14 protein-coding genes are annotated in these 15,278 nt (G+C 69.7%); 8 read left to right on the top strand and 6 right to left on the bottom strand.

From position 1 onward, the window contains the following. Positions 1-113 precede the first annotated feature (113 nt). Positions 114-770: an ABC transporter gene (locus tag IEZ21_RS29810; protein WP_189324948.1), complete on the top strand. Its 657-nt coding sequence runs from the start codon at positions 114-116 to the stop codon at positions 768-770. Positions 771-809: 39 nt separating this feature from the next. Here IEZ21_RS29810 and mshD read toward each other — a convergent pair whose 3' ends face one another. Then, positions 810-1,736, bottom strand: coding sequence for a mycothiol synthase (gene mshD, locus IEZ21_RS29805; protein WP_189324947.1), 927 nt, complete (start codon positions 1,734-1,736; stop codon positions 810-812). A 287-nt stretch (positions 1,737-2,023) separates the two neighbouring features. On the opposite strand from mshD, the gene IEZ21_RS29800 reads away from it, so the two are divergent. Both IEZ21_RS29800 and IEZ21_RS29795 read left to right on the top strand, forming a co-directional pair. Next, on the top strand, positions 2,024-3,841 hold the full coding sequence (locus IEZ21_RS29800) for a bifunctional metallophosphatase/5'-nucleotidase (RefSeq protein WP_189324946.1): 1,818 nt from the start codon (positions 2,024-2,026) through the stop codon (positions 3,839-3,841). Between the two features lie 72 nt (positions 3,842-3,913). Then, positions 3,914-5,146 (top strand): LmeA family phospholipid-binding protein, encoded by a 1,233-nt coding sequence (locus tag IEZ21_RS29795; RefSeq protein ID WP_189324945.1) that lies wholly within the window; start codon positions 3,914-3,916, stop codon positions 5,144-5,146. Positions 5,147-5,225: 79 nt separating this feature from the next. On the opposite strand, the gene IEZ21_RS29790 is transcribed toward IEZ21_RS29795, so the two are convergent. Continuing rightward, the gene (locus tag IEZ21_RS29790; protein ID WP_189324944.1) at positions 5,226-6,080 is read right to left on the bottom strand and encodes a hypothetical protein; all 855 of its coding nucleotides are present in this window, start codon (positions 6,078-6,080) and stop codon (positions 5,226-5,228) included. Between the two features lie 306 nt (positions 6,081-6,386). Between IEZ21_RS29790 and IEZ21_RS29785 the strand changes: the two genes are divergently transcribed. Continuing rightward, complete coding sequence (locus tag IEZ21_RS29785; protein ID WP_189324943.1) at positions 6,387-8,351, top strand: helix-turn-helix domain-containing protein; 1,965 nt, start codon at positions 6,387-6,389, stop codon at positions 8,349-8,351. A 263-nt stretch (positions 8,352-8,614) separates the two neighbouring features. Here IEZ21_RS29785 and IEZ21_RS29780 read toward each other — a convergent pair whose 3' ends face one another. Next, entirely contained in the window at positions 8,615-10,384 is a 1,770-nt protein-coding gene (locus IEZ21_RS29780) for an immunity 49 family protein (protein WP_308429656.1), read from the bottom strand. A 97-nt stretch (positions 10,385-10,481) separates the two neighbouring features. Further along, positions 10,482-11,318: an ATP-grasp domain-containing protein gene (locus tag IEZ21_RS29775; RefSeq protein ID WP_189324941.1), complete on the bottom strand. Its 837-nt coding sequence runs from the start codon at positions 11,316-11,318 to the stop codon at positions 10,482-10,484. A 314-nt stretch (positions 11,319-11,632) separates the two neighbouring features. Here IEZ21_RS29775 and IEZ21_RS29770 point away from each other — a divergent pair, with 314 nt between their 5' ends. Both IEZ21_RS29770 and IEZ21_RS29765 read left to right on the top strand, forming a co-directional pair. Then, entirely contained in the window at positions 11,633-12,322 is a 690-nt protein-coding gene (locus tag IEZ21_RS29770) for an RNA polymerase sigma factor (RefSeq protein ID WP_246568246.1), read from the top strand. After that, complete coding sequence (locus IEZ21_RS29765; protein ID WP_189324940.1) at positions 12,319-13,443, top strand: CU044_5270 family protein; 1,125 nt, start codon at positions 12,319-12,321, stop codon at positions 13,441-13,443. The genes IEZ21_RS29770 and IEZ21_RS29765 overlap by 4 nt, the downstream gene beginning before the upstream one ends. 21 nt (positions 13,444-13,464) lie before the next feature. On the opposite strand, the gene IEZ21_RS29760 is transcribed toward IEZ21_RS29765, so the two are convergent. Beyond that, positions 13,465-13,779 (bottom strand): hypothetical protein, encoded by a 315-nt coding sequence (locus IEZ21_RS29760; RefSeq protein ID WP_189324939.1) that lies wholly within the window; start codon positions 13,777-13,779, stop codon positions 13,465-13,467. Beyond that, entirely contained in the window at positions 13,776-14,105 is a 330-nt protein-coding gene (locus tag IEZ21_RS29755) for a hypothetical protein (RefSeq protein WP_189324938.1), read from the bottom strand. The genes IEZ21_RS29760 and IEZ21_RS29755 overlap by 4 nt, the downstream gene beginning before the upstream one ends. A gap of 137 nt (positions 14,106-14,242) precedes the next feature. Between IEZ21_RS29755 and IEZ21_RS29750 the strand changes: the two genes are divergently transcribed. Together IEZ21_RS29750 and IEZ21_RS29745 are read left to right on the top strand one after the other, a co-directional pair. Next, positions 14,243-15,067 (top strand): helix-turn-helix domain-containing protein, encoded by an 825-nt coding sequence (locus IEZ21_RS29750; protein WP_189324999.1) that lies wholly within the window; start codon positions 14,243-14,245, stop codon positions 15,065-15,067. Continuing rightward, a complete protein-coding gene (locus IEZ21_RS29745) occupies positions 15,064-15,267 on the top strand; it encodes a DUF397 domain-containing protein (protein ID WP_189324937.1) in 204 nt (67 codons plus the stop codon). The genes IEZ21_RS29750 and IEZ21_RS29745 overlap by 4 nt, the downstream gene beginning before the upstream one ends. The last annotated feature ends 11 nt before the right edge of the window (positions 15,268-15,278 follow it).

The following is a 15,278-nucleotide window of genomic DNA, read 5'->3' as shown; positions in this document are numbered from 1 at the left end:
CGGCGGGCGCCGGTGGGACCCAGGGGCACGGGAGCGGCCGGCCGGCGCCGGGCGGCACGCCCGTGAGCCGGCCGACGCCGGGCCGCGAGCCCCGCCCCCGGCCCACTCCCTCCATGGCCGGCATCATCCGCGCCCTGGTCCTGCCCGTGGCCCGCACCCTTCCCTGGCTGCCGCTCGCCGCGGGCGGCACCGTGGGGCTGCTGCTCGTCGGCGTGCCGCGGCTGGTGTCGGGGGAGACCCCGGAGGAGATCGCCCTCCTGCTGCTGCGGGGCGCCGCGCTCGCCTTCGGGCTGGGCCTTGCGTTCCTGATGGACGACCCGGCGCGGCACACCACCGCGGGGGTGCCGGTCCGGCGGGCGGTGCGGGCGGGGCTGCGGGTGGCCCTCGTCGCGCCGGTCGCCGTCGGCTGGTGGACGGTCGCGCTGCTCCTCGTACCGGCGGAGGTGCGGCCGCCCGTGGGGGACATGACCCTGGAGGCCGCCGCCACCGCCGTGCTCGCGCTCCTCGCGGGCGCCGCCGCCGTACGGCTGCGGGACGAGCCCGAGCCGGGGCAGGCCGCGGCGGCCGCGCTCCTGCTCACGGGACTGGTCGCACCCCTGCTGATGCCCGACCGCTGGACCCTCTTCGTCCAGCCGCACGTCGACCGCTGGGACGAGGCCCACCGGTCGTGGGCGTGGCTCCTGGCCGGCGCCGCGCTCGTCTGGGCCGCCTGCCTGCTGGAACCCGTACGGCGGCGCCGGGTCCGGGCGGTCTTCACGGCCCGTTCCTGACGCTCGCCACCCCCGGGGGTCAGCCCCGAGAGGCCGCGCTCACGACTCCGTGCGGTACATCAGGTCCGCCTCGTACGTCACGAACCCCAGTCGCTCGTACACCGCCACCGCCGCAGTGTTGTCCGCGTCGACGTACAGCATCGCCGTGGGCAGGGCCTGCGCGGCCAGGTGACGGAGGCCGATCGTGGTGAGGGCCTTGCCGAGGCCGCCGCCCTGGGCGCCCGGGCGTACGCCGAGGACGTACACCTCGCCCAGGCCCTCCTCCGCGTGGACCTTCGTCCAGTGGAAACCGATCAGCTCGTCGCCGCGGAAGGCGAGGAAGAAGCCGGACGGGTCGAACCAGGGCTGGGCCTTGCGGTCGTCGAGGTCGCGCCCGGTGAGGGAGCCCTGTTCGGGGTGGTGGGCGAAGGCTTCGGCGTTCACGGTGAGCCAGGCCGCGTCGTCCGCGCCGGGGACGAAGGTGCGTACCGTCACGCCCTCGGGGAGCTTCGGCTCGGGCAGGTGGAAGTCGGTCAACGGGCGCCGCATCTGGCGCAGTTCGCGGAACAGGGTGAGGCCGAGGACCTGGGCGAGGTGGCGTGCGGCGGAGTGGCCGCCGTGGGCCCAGACCCGCAGCCGCTTGCCGGACTCCGCGAGCAGCGCGCTGCCGAGCGCCCGCCCGTGCCCGCGCCCGCGATGCGCCGGATGGACGACCAGCTCGGCGGCCGGGGCCTCGACGGGGTCGGTGTCCTCGAGCTGCGCGTATCCGACGAGCTGCCCCTGGACCGTCAGCAGCAGATGCCGTACGCCCACGCGCGGGCCTCCGGTCAGCTGCAGCCGCCCCTGCTCGGACACCGCCTGCTGACTGTCGGTCCGGGCGGCTTCCGCGAGGAGCGCGAGCACCGCGTCGGTCTGCTCGGGCGTCAGCTCGGAGAGGGTGTCCAGGGTCCGGGTGGGGACGGGTGGGGCGGTGTCGTCGCTGGTCATGAGTACGAGGGTAAGGGGCTTGCGCCCCACTGGATATGCGGTTCCGCTCCGCTGGGTGTGTGGTTTGAAGCTGCGGGTTCGTCGTGGCTGGTCGCGCAGTTCCCCGCGCCCCTTTTGGGCCTGCGGCCCTCAAACGGGGCGCCGGGTGCGGCAGCCTGTCCCCTTCGTGGCGAAATGCTCCCGATGGCAACCAGTCCGTAACCCTGAACCCCTGTTCGTGCTACGCGCGTTGACTCTAGGCTGCGCCGGGACGGGGCCCAGAACTCAGCCGACCCACAGGGGGGCACATGTCAGTCAAACCCCAGCCGCACCGCTCCAGACGTCGGACCCAGCGCATCCTCGCGGCCGCTGCCGGTCTCGCCACCGTCGGCGCCCTGGCCGCCGCGATCCCCGCGACGGCGGGCGAGACGAAGAGCGAGAAGCCCGGCGGCTACAACAAGCCGAGCCGCTACCAGGACGTACAGCTGCTCTCCTTCAACGACCTGCACGGCAACCTGGAGCCGCCGTCCGGTTCCTCCGGCCGCGTCACCAAGGTGCACGAGGACGGCCACACCGAGACCATCAACGCGGGCGGTGTCGAGTACCTCGCGACGCATCTGCGCGAGGCCCGCAAGAGCAACAACAAGTACTCCATCACCGCGGCCGGCGGCGACATGGTCGGCGCCTCCCCGCTGGTCTCGGGCCTCTTCCACGACGAGCCCACCATCGAGGCGCTGAACAAGCTCGACCTGGACGTGACGAGCGTCGGCAACCACGAGTTCGACGAGGGCGCCAAGGAACTGGGCCGTCTGCAGAAGGGCGGCTGTCACCCCACCGACGGCTGCTACATCGAGGGCAAGAAGTTCAAGGGCGCCGACTTCCCCTACCTCGCCGCCAACGTCCTCGACGAGAAGACCAAGAAGCCGATCCTCAAGCCCTACTGGGTGTGGAAGCAGAACGGCGTCAAGGTCGGCTTCATCGGCGTGACCCTGGAGGACACCCCGGGCATCGTCTCCGCGGAGGGCGTCAAGGGCCTGAAGTTCAAGGACGAGGTCGAGACGATCAACAAGTACGCCAAGCTGCTGGAGAAGCAGGGCGTCAAGTCGGTCGTCGCGCTGATCCACGAGGGCGGCTTCCCGGCCTCCACGGCGTACAACTACGACTGCGACTCCCCGGGCGCCGGCGACGGCATCTCCGGTCCGATCGTGGACATCGCGAAGAACATCACGCCGAAGGTCGACGCCCTGGTCACGGGCCACACGCACACCGCGTACGCCTGCACGATCAACGACCCGTCGGGCAAGCCGCGCACGGTCACCTCGGCCGCGTCCTTCGGCCGGCTCTACACCGACACGACGCTGACGTACGACCGCTGGACCGGCGACATCGCGCGTACGGCCGTCGACTCGGCGAACCACGTGGTCACCCGGGATGTCCCGAAGGCCGCGGACATGACCGAGCTGATCAAGAAGTGGAACACCCTCGCGGCGCCGATCGGCAACCGCGCCATCGGCCACATCTCCGCCGACATCGCCCCCACCGGCACCGAGTCCCCGCTCGGTGACCTGATCGCGGACGCGCAGCTCGCGCACGGCAAGGAGCTCGACCCCGAGACCGATCTCGCGCTGATGAACCCGGGCGGTATCCGTACGGGTCTGACATACGCGGCGACCGGCGGCGAGGGTGACGGGGTCGTCACGTTCGCCGAGGGCTTCGCGGTGCAGCCGTTCGCCAACACGGTGAACCTCCAGGACTTCACGGGCGTCCAGCTCATCAAGGTGCTCCAGGAGCAGGTGACCGGCGCCAACGCGGCCGCACCGAAGATCCTCCAGGTCTCCGACGGTCTGACGTACACCCTGGACCTGACGAAGACCGGCGCGGACCGTGTCGTGGCCGACTCGGTCAAGCTGAACGGCGCCGCCATCGACCCGGCCGCCACCTACCGTGTCGCGACCAACAGCTTCCTCGCGGGCGGCGGCGACGGCTTCACCACGCTGGGCCTGGGCACGAACGACCTGGTCGGCAGCGACGACCTGGCGGCCCTGGAGAAGTACCTCACGGCCAACTCCTCGGCCACGAACCCGATTTCGCCCCCGGCGGCGAACCGGATCACGGTCGTGCAGTGACGACCGTGAGGAATCTCCCTTACTAGCAGTACAGCTTGCGGGTGGGGTCGGTACGCATGGTGAGATGAGCCGATGCGTACCCCCCACCCCATAGAGACGCATCCCGCAGCGACGCCTCCCTATACGAACCCGTATGACGAGCTCGGCGCCCTCGATGACGGTCCGCTGGATGAGTTCCTCCACGAGGAGCGCGCGGAGCACGACGAGCACGAGGAGCCCCACGAGGCCGGCGAGGAGTGGGCTCCGCCCAACCACCGCCGCCGGGGCACCCGTCGCCGCCGGAATCGCTTCGCCGGTCTGCCCCTCGCCTTGAAGGCGGTGATCGGGATCGTCGTCCTCGCCGCCTTCCTGACCCTCGCCGACCGCTGGGCCCTCCTCTACGCCGAGCACGCGGCGGCCGACAAGCTCAAGGACCAGCTGGACCTGAGCGCCGCGCCCGAGGTCGAGATCGGCGGCTTCCCCTTCCTCACCCAGCTCGCCGACAGCCGGGTCGACACGGTGAAGGTGACCGTGCCGGACGTGGCGGCGGACCGGGTCTCCCTGGCGAAGGTGTCGGCCACGGCCACGGGCATCCGGATCGAGGGCGGCCCCACCTCCCTACGCGGCGCCACCATCCCCCAGTTGCAAGGCGAGGTGCTGCTCTCCTTCGAGGACCTGAACCGTGAACTCGGCGCTTCCCAGGTCACGTTCACCGGTCACGGCGGCGACGAGATACGGGCGCGCGGCACGCTGCCCGTCGCCGGGCAGAATCTGCGGCTGCGCGCCGACGCGCGGATCCAGCGGGACGGGGACCGCGGGATCTCGACCGAGATCGACGGAATGCGCCTGGACATCGGTGACCTGGCGACCTACCGTCCGGGCTCCCGCCCCTCCGAGGGCCTGCACCTCACCCCCAAGTCGGCCGAGCGTCTGGCCAAGGAGACCAAGAAGGCGAAGGCCCTGCTCTCCGTCCCCGCGATCGTCCAGCGTCTCGGCGTACCGGACGCGGCGGTCCAGGAGGCGCTCCGCGACGACACCAAGCTCGCCGAACTCACCGGTTCCGCGGACTTCGCCCGCGAGGCGATGAACCTCAACCTCATCGACGTCGCGGTGGACAACCCCGCGCTGCTCAAGCGCCTCGGCTTCGACCCGGCGCTCCTCGACGGCCTCACTCAGCTCACCCGCCCGGTCCTGGTCGACCGCCTCTCCCTCGGCTTCCGCCTCCCGAAGCCGAAGGACGGGGACGTACGACTGCAGGACGTACGCGTACAGAAGGACGGGATCCGGGTGCGGGTCACAGGGGAGGGGTTGTCGGTCGGAGGATGACCTCCGGTATCAACTGAGCGTGCCTCCGCCCGAGTTCAGGTTGGGCGGAGGCACGCGGGTGCGGTGCGGTGTCGTCGGGTCAGGAGGTGCAGGTGCTGGGGTCCAGCTTTTCCTCGACCTTGTCCTCACGGCCGTCGGGCTGGCCGTTGGGGAGCAGCTTGTCGGAGACACCGTCGATGTAGTAGCCGTATGAGTAGATCGTGTTGTAGCCGCGGTCGCGCCAGCTGTGCACGGTCCTGTCGCCGTCGCCCTTGTTCCACTCGTAGTCCTCGACGTAGAAGATCGGGTTCACGCGCACCACCCGCTGGTACGGCGTCCACGTCACGGCCACCTGCCGGCACGGCGGGATGCTCTTCTCGCTGCGGGTCTCGAACCGGGACTCCTTCTCCCAGCCCCACTCGTAACCAGCACTGCCGCCCACACTGCCCGAGAAGATGCTCTTGGCGAGGGAGAAGCTGATCTCGCCGCCGACGCTCTTCTTGGCGAACGTCTTGGTGCTGTAGCCGCTGACGAAGGTCTCCTTGTCGCCCTCCGAGCCCTTGTTGCCAATCCACCGGGACGTGCGGACCGTGTCGCCCTTGATGGACCAGGACGAGGCCTCGGCGTAACCGCACCATCCGCGGAACAACTCCCACGGCCCGGCGGGCTTCCACAGCCCGAAGACGTCCCGCAGGTACTCGTCCTGGGTCTTGAACTCGCCGGTGTCGACGTTGAGGGCGCCGTAGACGCCGGTCAGGCTCGTCTCCTGGCTGCAGAGCCGCTCGATCATCCGGTCGGTGTCGCCGGGGTCCACGCCCCGGATGTTCGTCGCGCCGCCCGGCCCGGTGGCCGCCGCAGCGGATCCGGCACCAGTGATCATGCCGGTCAGGGCCAGCGCGGTGGACGCCGTGACCAGGGCGCCCCTCTTCAGGACGGACTTGAGTGCGGATTTCACGTATGTACGCTCCTGCTTGCTCACCGGCACCGGATGACGCCGGTTCTTGCCTTACGTGGTTACGTGGGGGAAAGCAGAGCCCGGCGGCGTCGGAGAGGCTGAGAAGCCGAGAAGAGGTGCGGGGGCCGCCGGTCAACAGTCAGTGAAGCGGACGCAGTTCACGGCGCCATCACGGTTTCATCAGAGATGTCTCAGAAAAACGGGGTCGACTGTGAAGCCGTATGTCTGCGGCGGCGTCCTGAGCCCGTGTGGCTTCCCGAAGTCGACTCGGAGACAATGACCTCTTCGCCTCGGAGGGAGGACGTCATGCTCACGTTGGGCGACCTGTGCGCGGAGCCTGACTTCTCGCTGCGTGTCGTCGACGGCAGTCCACCGGCCGCCGACCGGGTCGTCGATGCGGTACGGGTGCTGCCGGGGACCTCGTGGGACCGGGATCCGCTCGGGAACGTGGGCGACGAGCTGGTGGTGATCCGCCCGTTCGGGGACGGGCCCGCCGACCGGCAGTGGGGCAAGGACGCGGCCGAGCGGCTGGTGCGCGAGCTGGCGCGGCAGCGGGCCACGGCGCTCGTCGTGGCCGTCGGCCGGCACGGGGCCGCGGCCGTTCCGGCGGCGATCCGCGTTTCGGCGGGCAGGCGGAACGTACCGCTGCTGACCACGACGAAGACGCTTCAGGAGTGGAGCGACCTGGCCCCGCGGCTGCGTGAGTACCGCCGCCGGCACGCGGAGTGGCAGGCCGAGCAGCTCGCCGCCCTGCTGAACCGGCTTCCCGACCGGCTCGCCGACGCGGACGTGACGGTGATGCAGCGGGTCGCCGACTGGCTGGCGGCGGCGCTGGAGGCAGAGGTGCTGGTCAGCGATCCGCAGCGGGGTGTACTGGCCGCCTCGCCGGAAACGGCGCCGGGGACGTTCGCGCCGCTGCTCGTCGGGCGGAGTGTGGAGCCGTACGGCGCCCTGTCACCGAACACGAGGTTCGTGCCGCTGGCAGGCGGGGGTTCGGGCACGGTCCTTGCGGTCGCCGCGAGCCGCCCGTTCGACGATGCCGGGACCGATCTGACGCGGCACGCGGCCAAGGTGCTGGGCCTGATCGACCAGGCCGGCCGACGCCATCACCAAGTGGGCTACGCCGAACGGGAGTTGAGGCTGAGCGCCTTCCAGCTCCTCATGATCGGCGAGGAGGCCGCCGCCCAGCGGGTGATGGCTCCGCTCGCTCCCGGGCTGCTGGACATGGAGTCCATACGGGTCTACGTGATCGACTGCGCGGAGGAGGACCGGGAGATCACCGCCCGGCTCGGTGAACGCGCGGTCGCCGACCACGCGTTGCTGGTGCGCTGCCCGGCCTTCAACCATCTGATCGTGGTCGACCCGGCGCGCGACGGCGACCCTGGGAAGTCGTACGAGCCGGGGAACCCGTACGACCCTTCCGGCCCGTACGACCCTTCCGACACGGCCGAAGCGCTGCGGCGGATCGTCGCCTCGCTGCCCAGCCACCGTATGGGCGGCAGCCGGACGCACGAGCTCGGCGAGGTCGCCGACGCCTACGAGGAGGCCCGTACCGCCCTCGCGGTGGCGGGGCAGCTGCCCGACCGGGTCGCGCTCGCCGAGGAGCGGATGCATCTCGTGGACGTCCTGCCCCCGAAGACGGCGCGCCGCTGGGCCGGAACGCTGCTGCACCCCCTGCTGACCCTCCCCATGAGCCGCCGCGACCAACTCCTTCGCACCCTGGACCTGGGCCTGGAACTCCGTCACAAGGCGGCCGGCCGTCTGCTGGGCATCCACCGCAACACGGTGACGCACCGCATCAACACCTGCTTCGACCTGCTCGGCCTCGACCGCGACCGCGTCCTGAACCAGGTGGTGGTCTCGGCGGCCCTCAAGATAGTCATCGCGCACGGACACGACGACCTCTCGACCGACCCGGCGGCCGACTTCGTGGCGATGGTGTCCGTATCCGAGGTGCGGGCCTGGGCGGAGTCGTTCCTGCGCCCGCTGACGGACGACCCCCGCGACCTTCCGCGCACCCTGCGCGCCTGGCTGGAGAACGACACCCACGTGGAGTCGACGGCCACGGCTCTCGACATCTCCCCGGTGACGGTACGCGCCCACCTCCGCACCGCCGCCCCCCTCATCCAACGCGAACTGACCCTGGACCTGGACGCCGACAGCCTCCCGGACACCGACGAACACGTACTGAGCGGCGTACGCCCCCTGGCCTTCGCCCTCCACGCCACCACGGGCCGACCTCTGCTGCCGGGCCGACCCGTGCACGGCTGACGCGTTCGCCCGTCCCGTTGTGCGTGACGGGTGCCTCCGGTGCACCGGAGAGGGAGCTACTCCAGGTAACTGTGCGCACGTGATGTGGTACGGATCGTCGACTGTCCCTAGCGTGAGCGACGTTCGTTCCTCTGCCGGGGGAATCGGGGGAACGCATGTCCGGAGCGGAGTGAGTCACTCCGCTCCGGACATACGGACGATGAGGCGGGCCCGAGGGGGGCCAGGAGGACGCGGCGGACGGTCGGTTCGCCGCGTCAGAGGGCCTAGAACGGCTCCGCCGCCCCGAGAATCCGCGCCGGCAAATACGGCGACGCGACTTTGATGCTCCAGCCCCGACGGCGCGCATGGCAGGTCAGCGCCAGGATGTCCAGGTTGATCGCGGCGTCGCAGTCCGTGGCGCGGTCTGCGACGCGGTGGTGGTCGCGGTGGGCTTCCAGGGCGTCGAGAAGAGCGAGGTTGAAGCTTTCCTCGTCGCCCTCGACGAGTTGGGAGAAGAGGACGGCCGGAGGCGGGAGGAAGGTCTGGTTCTTCGCCTTCTCGCAGTCCCGCAGCGCGCGGTCCGTGGCGGGTTCCGGGTCCTCGCCGCGCAGGTAGTCGTGCAGGGCTTCGCGGTACGAGGCGAAGAGGGAACCGTCCTTGCGGGCGCACGTCGGGCCGGCGAGGACCAGCGGTGCCAGGTCCTCGCGGCGGCCCGTGATCAGGGCGAAGTCGACGGCCTTGTGCCAGGAGTCCGGCCCGGCTTCCTCGTCGAAGCCCGCGGGATACCTCACCGTCGTACCGTCGATCGTCACCTCGACGTCGGTGCCGGGCTCCGCGAGCGTCGTACGGAAGAGCGCGGCGCCCAACTCCGCGGCGAGCCGCAGGTTTGAGAGCTGGAGGTCCGTGACGTCCGCGGAGTGCGAGGCGCGAGTCTTGAAGAGGATCTCCTGGTCGGTCATCGCGTGCGCCAGCTGCCAGACGGCGAGTTGCTCGCCGGACACCGGCGTGAAGGCCTCCCTGGTGAACCGCTCGAACCGGGCCGCGCTCTCGAGGGTCAGCGGCTGCGGATCCACGGGACGTTCGAACTCGACCACACCGTGGGCCAGTTCGGTGATCGCGTCCGCGCGCCGGTCACGGCCGTACGCACCCACCCTCGGGGGCGCGGTCTCGAAACCGGTGATCAGCGCGTGCGGAAGGTAGCCGGTGTCGACGGGGGACGGCCAGCCCTCGCGACGGTACGCCAGTGCTGCGAGCGCGAGGGGGAGCAGCGGCAGCAGGCTGTTCGGACGTGCTCCCGGACCGGGGATGTCGGTCAGGGGGAGCAGCAGCCGCACGACCGCCCTCCCGAACTCGTCCTGGTCGCCGGCGGTCAGCGCGCGCAGGGCGTGCAGGCCGATGCTGTCCGGATGGTCGGTGAGGTTTCCGGCGCTCTCGGTATCGAGGGACCGCACTCGGGCGACGGCCGCGTCGATCGTGGCGAGCTTCTCCTCGCGGGACGGCGGGTGGTTCGCGTCGTCGTCTCCGGTGTCGCCGATGACGTACGCCATGAAGCCGTTGATCAGCTCGGCGTCGGGGTGTCCGGCCCGCCCCTTCTGGGGATGTTCGCGGGCGAAGTGGAAGGCCTCGCCGTGCCATTGGGCCTTGTCGGCGAGAACGGCCAGGCAGAAGGCGTCGAGCCACTTGGCAGCGGTGACCGGCTCGGGGCTGCCCTCGGACCCGGCGTCGTAGACCATGCCCCAGTTGACGTAGTTGAGGAAGACCTGGAAGTGGTTGTGCGGGTAGTACGCCGCGTAGGCCACGGCTCCGGCGGCGGCCTCGGCGGCGTCCTGCAACACCGCCTTCGCCTCCGGGATGTGGAGATCGGGTGTCTCGACGGAGAGCGCGCCCAGGTAGTCGACGAACTCTTCGGCCAGCATCCACCACTCGTACGCCGTCACCGGCCCGGCCTTCGACATCGACCGGACCTGCGAGCCGATGCGGTTGGTGAAGTCCTCGCGTACGGACGAGACCGCCGCCTCACCGACCCGGTGCCGCTCTATTCGCTCCACTCGCACTGCCTGCTCCCCCTGTTCAAGATCCGGCCCCAGCCTAGATCGCGTCAGCGCGATCCGGGTACCGGCGCTCCCCATGAGGTGACCGGGGGTGTGCCGGTCAGGTGCGGGGTGAGATGTCCAGGAACCGGTGGAGGGAGGCGGTCATGCCGGCGACGAAGGTGTCACGGGTCGGGTCGTCGACATGGTCCAGGGACAGGTAGGGGTTGAGGTCTTCCAGCTCGACCAGGAGGAGGTCGCCCTCCTGGGTACGGCAGGCGTCCACGCGCTGGATACCGTGATCGAGGGTGTTCCAGTCGATGAAGCGGCGGGCGAAACCGAGATCGGCTTCCGTGGGCCGGTAGGGCTCGAGGACCCAACGACGGTCGGGGTCGGGGGCGTGGAGGGCGTACTGGAAGACGTCGTCGACGTAGTAGAACGACACCTCGTAGCGGAAGTCGATGCGGGGCTGGATCAGAATGTCGCCGTAGGTGAGGCCGTCCAGCTGGTCCCGGGAGACGAAGTCGAGGCCTATGGAGTCCGCCCCTGCCTTCGGCTTGACCACGTACTGGCCGGTCTCGGGCAGCGCGCCGAGGTTCTGGGGCCGGTCGATGGTGGGGATGACCGGGTATCCGGCTGCCGTCAGGTCCAGCAGGTACTGTTTGCCGGCCATGTCGGCCCGGCCGGACAGCGGGTTGTAGACCCGTGTGCCGCGCGCTGCGGCCTGGTTCCGGAAGGCGTCGTACTCCTTCTGGTAGTGCAGCACGGGGCCGCTGTTGCGGACCACGACCCCGTCGAAGGCGTCCATGAGAGCAGCGGCATCCAGCGGGTGGCACAAAGCGACGTCGAAGTCGTTCCGCAGCCGCGACGACAGGAAGATGTCCTCGTCGCAGTAGCGCCGCCCCCGGGCCTGGTAGGCGAGATCGGTCACGAACAAAACGCTGGGGCGGCCGGGCACGGGGCAACTCCTGGGTCGGTGGCCACCAACCTACCCACGCGCCGAGCTCCGCCCGCGCTCAGGCCACGTCGTCTGCTGAGGGGTGGGGGTGGGTGGGCTGTTGCGCGAAGTTGTGACACTTATACGTGTAAGTGTCACAACTTCGCGCGACAGCCATGCCTCCCGACGGACAGTTGATGTACGAAATCGCGGAGGCGGCGTACGAGGCTCGTACGGCCCGTTCCGGGCGGGCAGACCCGGCATCCCAACCGTCCCAACCACCTTGTGACGCACGTCACGGGAAGGCGGTGCCTCGTGCCGTACAGCTCATAGAGGTGACCACTCATATACGAACCCGGGTACGGGCCGGGGATTCGAGCGCTTACGCCGAGCTCTTCGACACGTACTCCCGCGCGGTCTACAACCACGCGTTCCGGCTGACCGCGGACTGGTCGACGGCCGAGGACGTGATGGCCGCGACCTTCATGGAGGCGTGGCGGCTGCGGGACAGAGTCGACCCCGAGGGCGGTTCCCTACGGCCCTGGCTGCTGGGCATCGCCACGAACACGGCACGCAACCAGTACCGCAGCAACCGGCGCTACCGCCGTGCCGCGAACGCCGCCGCGGCGGCGGAACTCTCCGTGCCCGACCACGCCGAGGAGGTCGCCGACCGCGTCGACGACCGCCAACGCCTCACCACCGCCCTCACCGCGCTGGCCGCCCTGCGCAGGCCTGAGCGTGAGGTCATCGCGCTCTGCCTGGGAGAGGGCCTGGACTACGAGGCCGCGGCGGAGGCGCTGGGCATTCCGGTGGGCACCGTCGCCTCCCGGCTCTCCCGCGCCCGCAAGAAGGTACGGGCCATCGCCGAGGCCCAACTGACGTCATATGAAGGAGAGTTGGCCCGCACCGCCCCGGAAGTCGCACTCAAGAAAGTTCGCGGGAATCGGGAAGGACCGCGCCCCGCCCGACAGACAAGAGGCGAACACATGAACGCGATCCGGCCCGCACAGGAAGGAAACCGATGAACGCGAACACGTCCCGGCAGCACCCTGCCGAGTGGGACCAGGAGGCACAGCTGCTGGCCCAGACGGCGCGTGACCTGCCGACGGGCCGCCATGAATTCCAGAGGGAGCGCCTGATGGCCCAGATCCACGAGCAGATCCAGCGGGAAGAGCGGAAAGAGCGGGAAGAGCACACGGCGGCCACGGCGGCGCCCGGGAAGGCACGGCGATTCCGGCTGCCACGCCCCGCGATCACGCTGCCCGCGATGGCGGTCGCCCTGTCCGCGGTCGTCGTCGCCGGGATGGTGACATCCGGCGGTGGCGAGGGAGTGCGGGAGAGCGGCGTCGCCACCGGCCCGGCCCTGACCACTGACCTCGGTACCGCGACCACGAAGGGAGTGCCTCAGCTGATCGACCAGATCTCATTGGCGGCGGCCGAGAGCGACCACCCGACCGTCAAGCCCGGCCAGTACATCTACATCGAGTCCGTGGCGGCCGACACCTTCCTGAAGACCGTCGACGACAAGACCAGCCTGGCCAGCCACAAACTGCACCGCCGCCAGATCTGGCAGTCCCCGGACGGCGTCAAGGGCTGGCTGATCGACCCCGCCGTCAACGACAGCCCGGAGGGCGAGACCCTGAGCCTGCCCGACGAGCAGGGCAACACCCCGAAGGCGGATCTGGGCGGTCCGTCGTACGACTACCTGGCCAAGCTGACCACCGACCCCGACGCACTGCTGGCCAAGATCTACAAGGAGACCAAGGGGCAGGGGAACTCCCCCGATCAGCAGGCCTTCGCCACCATCGGTGACCTGCTCAGCGAGAGCTACCCGCCGCCGGAGCTCTACTCGGCACTGTTCGAGGCCGCCGCCAGGATTCCCGGCGTGGTCGTCGTCGACGACGCGGTGGACGCGGCCGGTCGGCACGGGGTGGCGGTGGCCCGGCTGGACGAGATGAGCGGGCAGCGCGAGGAGTGGATCTTCGACAGGAAGACCCATGTCTACCTTGGCGAGCGCAGCGTCCAGGTGAAGCAGCTCAAGGGAGAGGAAGCCCTGATCAAGCCCGGCACGGTGACCTTTACCATGGCCATCAAGAACCGCGCCGTGGTCGACGGCATGAAGCAGACACCGTCACAGGCGGGCTGAGACCGGCCCTTCCGGGCCGCGTCAGTCTGCTCCGGTCTGACTCGGTCCGGTTCGGCAATCGGTCATCTGGATGCGTGCGCCTCGGCTGGCCGCGATACGGAGTACGTCCCCCAGGGACTCCGCCGCCCTCGTGAGCGCGAAGCGCACGGCTCGTTCGCCGGCCTTGGCGTCTGCGAGCACCGCTTTGGCTCCTGCGAGTACCTGTTCCCCGGAGTGGAGTTGGGCTGCTTCGACGTCGTCGGCGAGCAGGGAGAGTCTGCTCTCGTCGTTGTCGGTGCTGAGGTAGCAGGGCTTGCCCTCGGGGGTCGTCCAGGGCAGCAGGCGGAGGGTTGTCATGCGGGGAGCTCCACTCCGTGGATGTGGCGGGGGCCGATGTCGATGCCCTGCACGGCCAGCCAGAGCTCGCGGCGGCGCTGGCGTTGCAATCGTCGTTCGCGACGCTCCTCCGGGGTGAGGAGGTAGGACCGTACGAGATGGGTGTTGTGCCCGTAGGGCCATACGCCGAGGGGGCGGTGAGGGCAAGGCGGCGGAGGAGTCGCCAACGGCATTTCCCTGTAGGGCGGTTGGGGCGAGGTCGCTCGATGGCGGCCGCGTGCGGGCAGCAGTACTCGTAGCAAGGCCCGCAGCAGTGACTCGCAGAGTTCCGCGATACGTGTGCTCATGTCGGCGCTCCTTCTTGCCTGTTGGCGTCGTCGTGACGAGCGGTGATTACCGTTCGTGTCTCGATCGTCACGGATGCGACGTACGCTGCGGAAGAGGTTTGGTGTTGTCTGCCGCGCAGGCAACGGGGAGGGGTGACGTGGGCGAAAAGGTTGACGCTGAGCCGGTTTCCGGGCGGGCGATGCTCGGGCAGACACTGAAGGTCCTGCGGGAGAAGGCCGGGAAGTCACTGGGGCAGTTGGCCGACGAGACCGGGTACGAGAAGAGCTATTTGAGCCGACTGGAGTCGGGTGAGCGGCTGTCCAAGGTGACGGTGATGGAGGACCTGGACGGGTATTACGGGGCCGGTGACCTGCTGGTTCGGCATTGGCATGCGGCGCGGTTCGATGCCTTCAAGGACCAGTACAAGGAGTTCATGGGACTGGAGGCGACGGCTCGAGTTATGCAGAAGTTCTCGCCGGGAATTCCAGGGCTCCTGCAGACCGAGGATTTCGCCCGGGGGGTGTTGTCTGGGGCCCAGACAACGGCTGGCGGTGACGAGGCCATCGAGGAACAGGTGGCAGCACGGCTGGGTCGGCAGTACCTCCTACGTCAGAAGCCGGAGCCCGACGTCCGCATCATCATGGACGAGTTCGCGCTACGGCGCCCTGCCGCTGACGGTGAGACCTGGCGCGACCAGCTGCTTCGCCTTGAGTCAGCCGCGATGCGGCCCAACCTGGCGCTCCAGGTACTGCCGTTCTCCGCGGGCGCGCACCACCATATGAACGGGTCTCTGACACTGCTCTGGCAGCAGGACGGAAGCGCTGTTGCCTACAAGGAAGGCAACGGTTGCAGCCGGTTGATCGAGGATCTGGACGAAGTCCTGCGGCACCGACTGTCCTACGATCGGCTCCGCGACCTGGCGCTGTCCCCGTCGGACTCGCTTGCGTTGATCCGGGACGTACTGGAGGAGCACCGATCATGACGCACACCCCCGACCTCAGCACCGCTGCCTGGCACAAGTCGAGCTACAGCGAAGGGGGAGACAACGACTGCCTCGAGGTCGCCGACGGCTACCCCGGCATAGTCCCGGTCCGCGACAGCAAGATCCCGGAGGGCGGCGTGCTGGTCTTCGGGGCGTCGTCGTGGTCCGCGTTCGTGGGTGGCGTGAAGGAGACCGCGTGATCCCCGATCTC

Source organism: Streptomyces flaveus, assembly GCF_014647675.1.
Classification (GTDB): domain Bacteria; phylum Actinomycetota; class Actinomycetes; order Streptomycetales; family Streptomycetaceae; genus Streptomyces; species Streptomyces flaveus.
The sequence above is the reverse complement of the archived record's forward strand: the minus strand, read 5'-3'. Positions and strand labels throughout refer to the sequence as shown.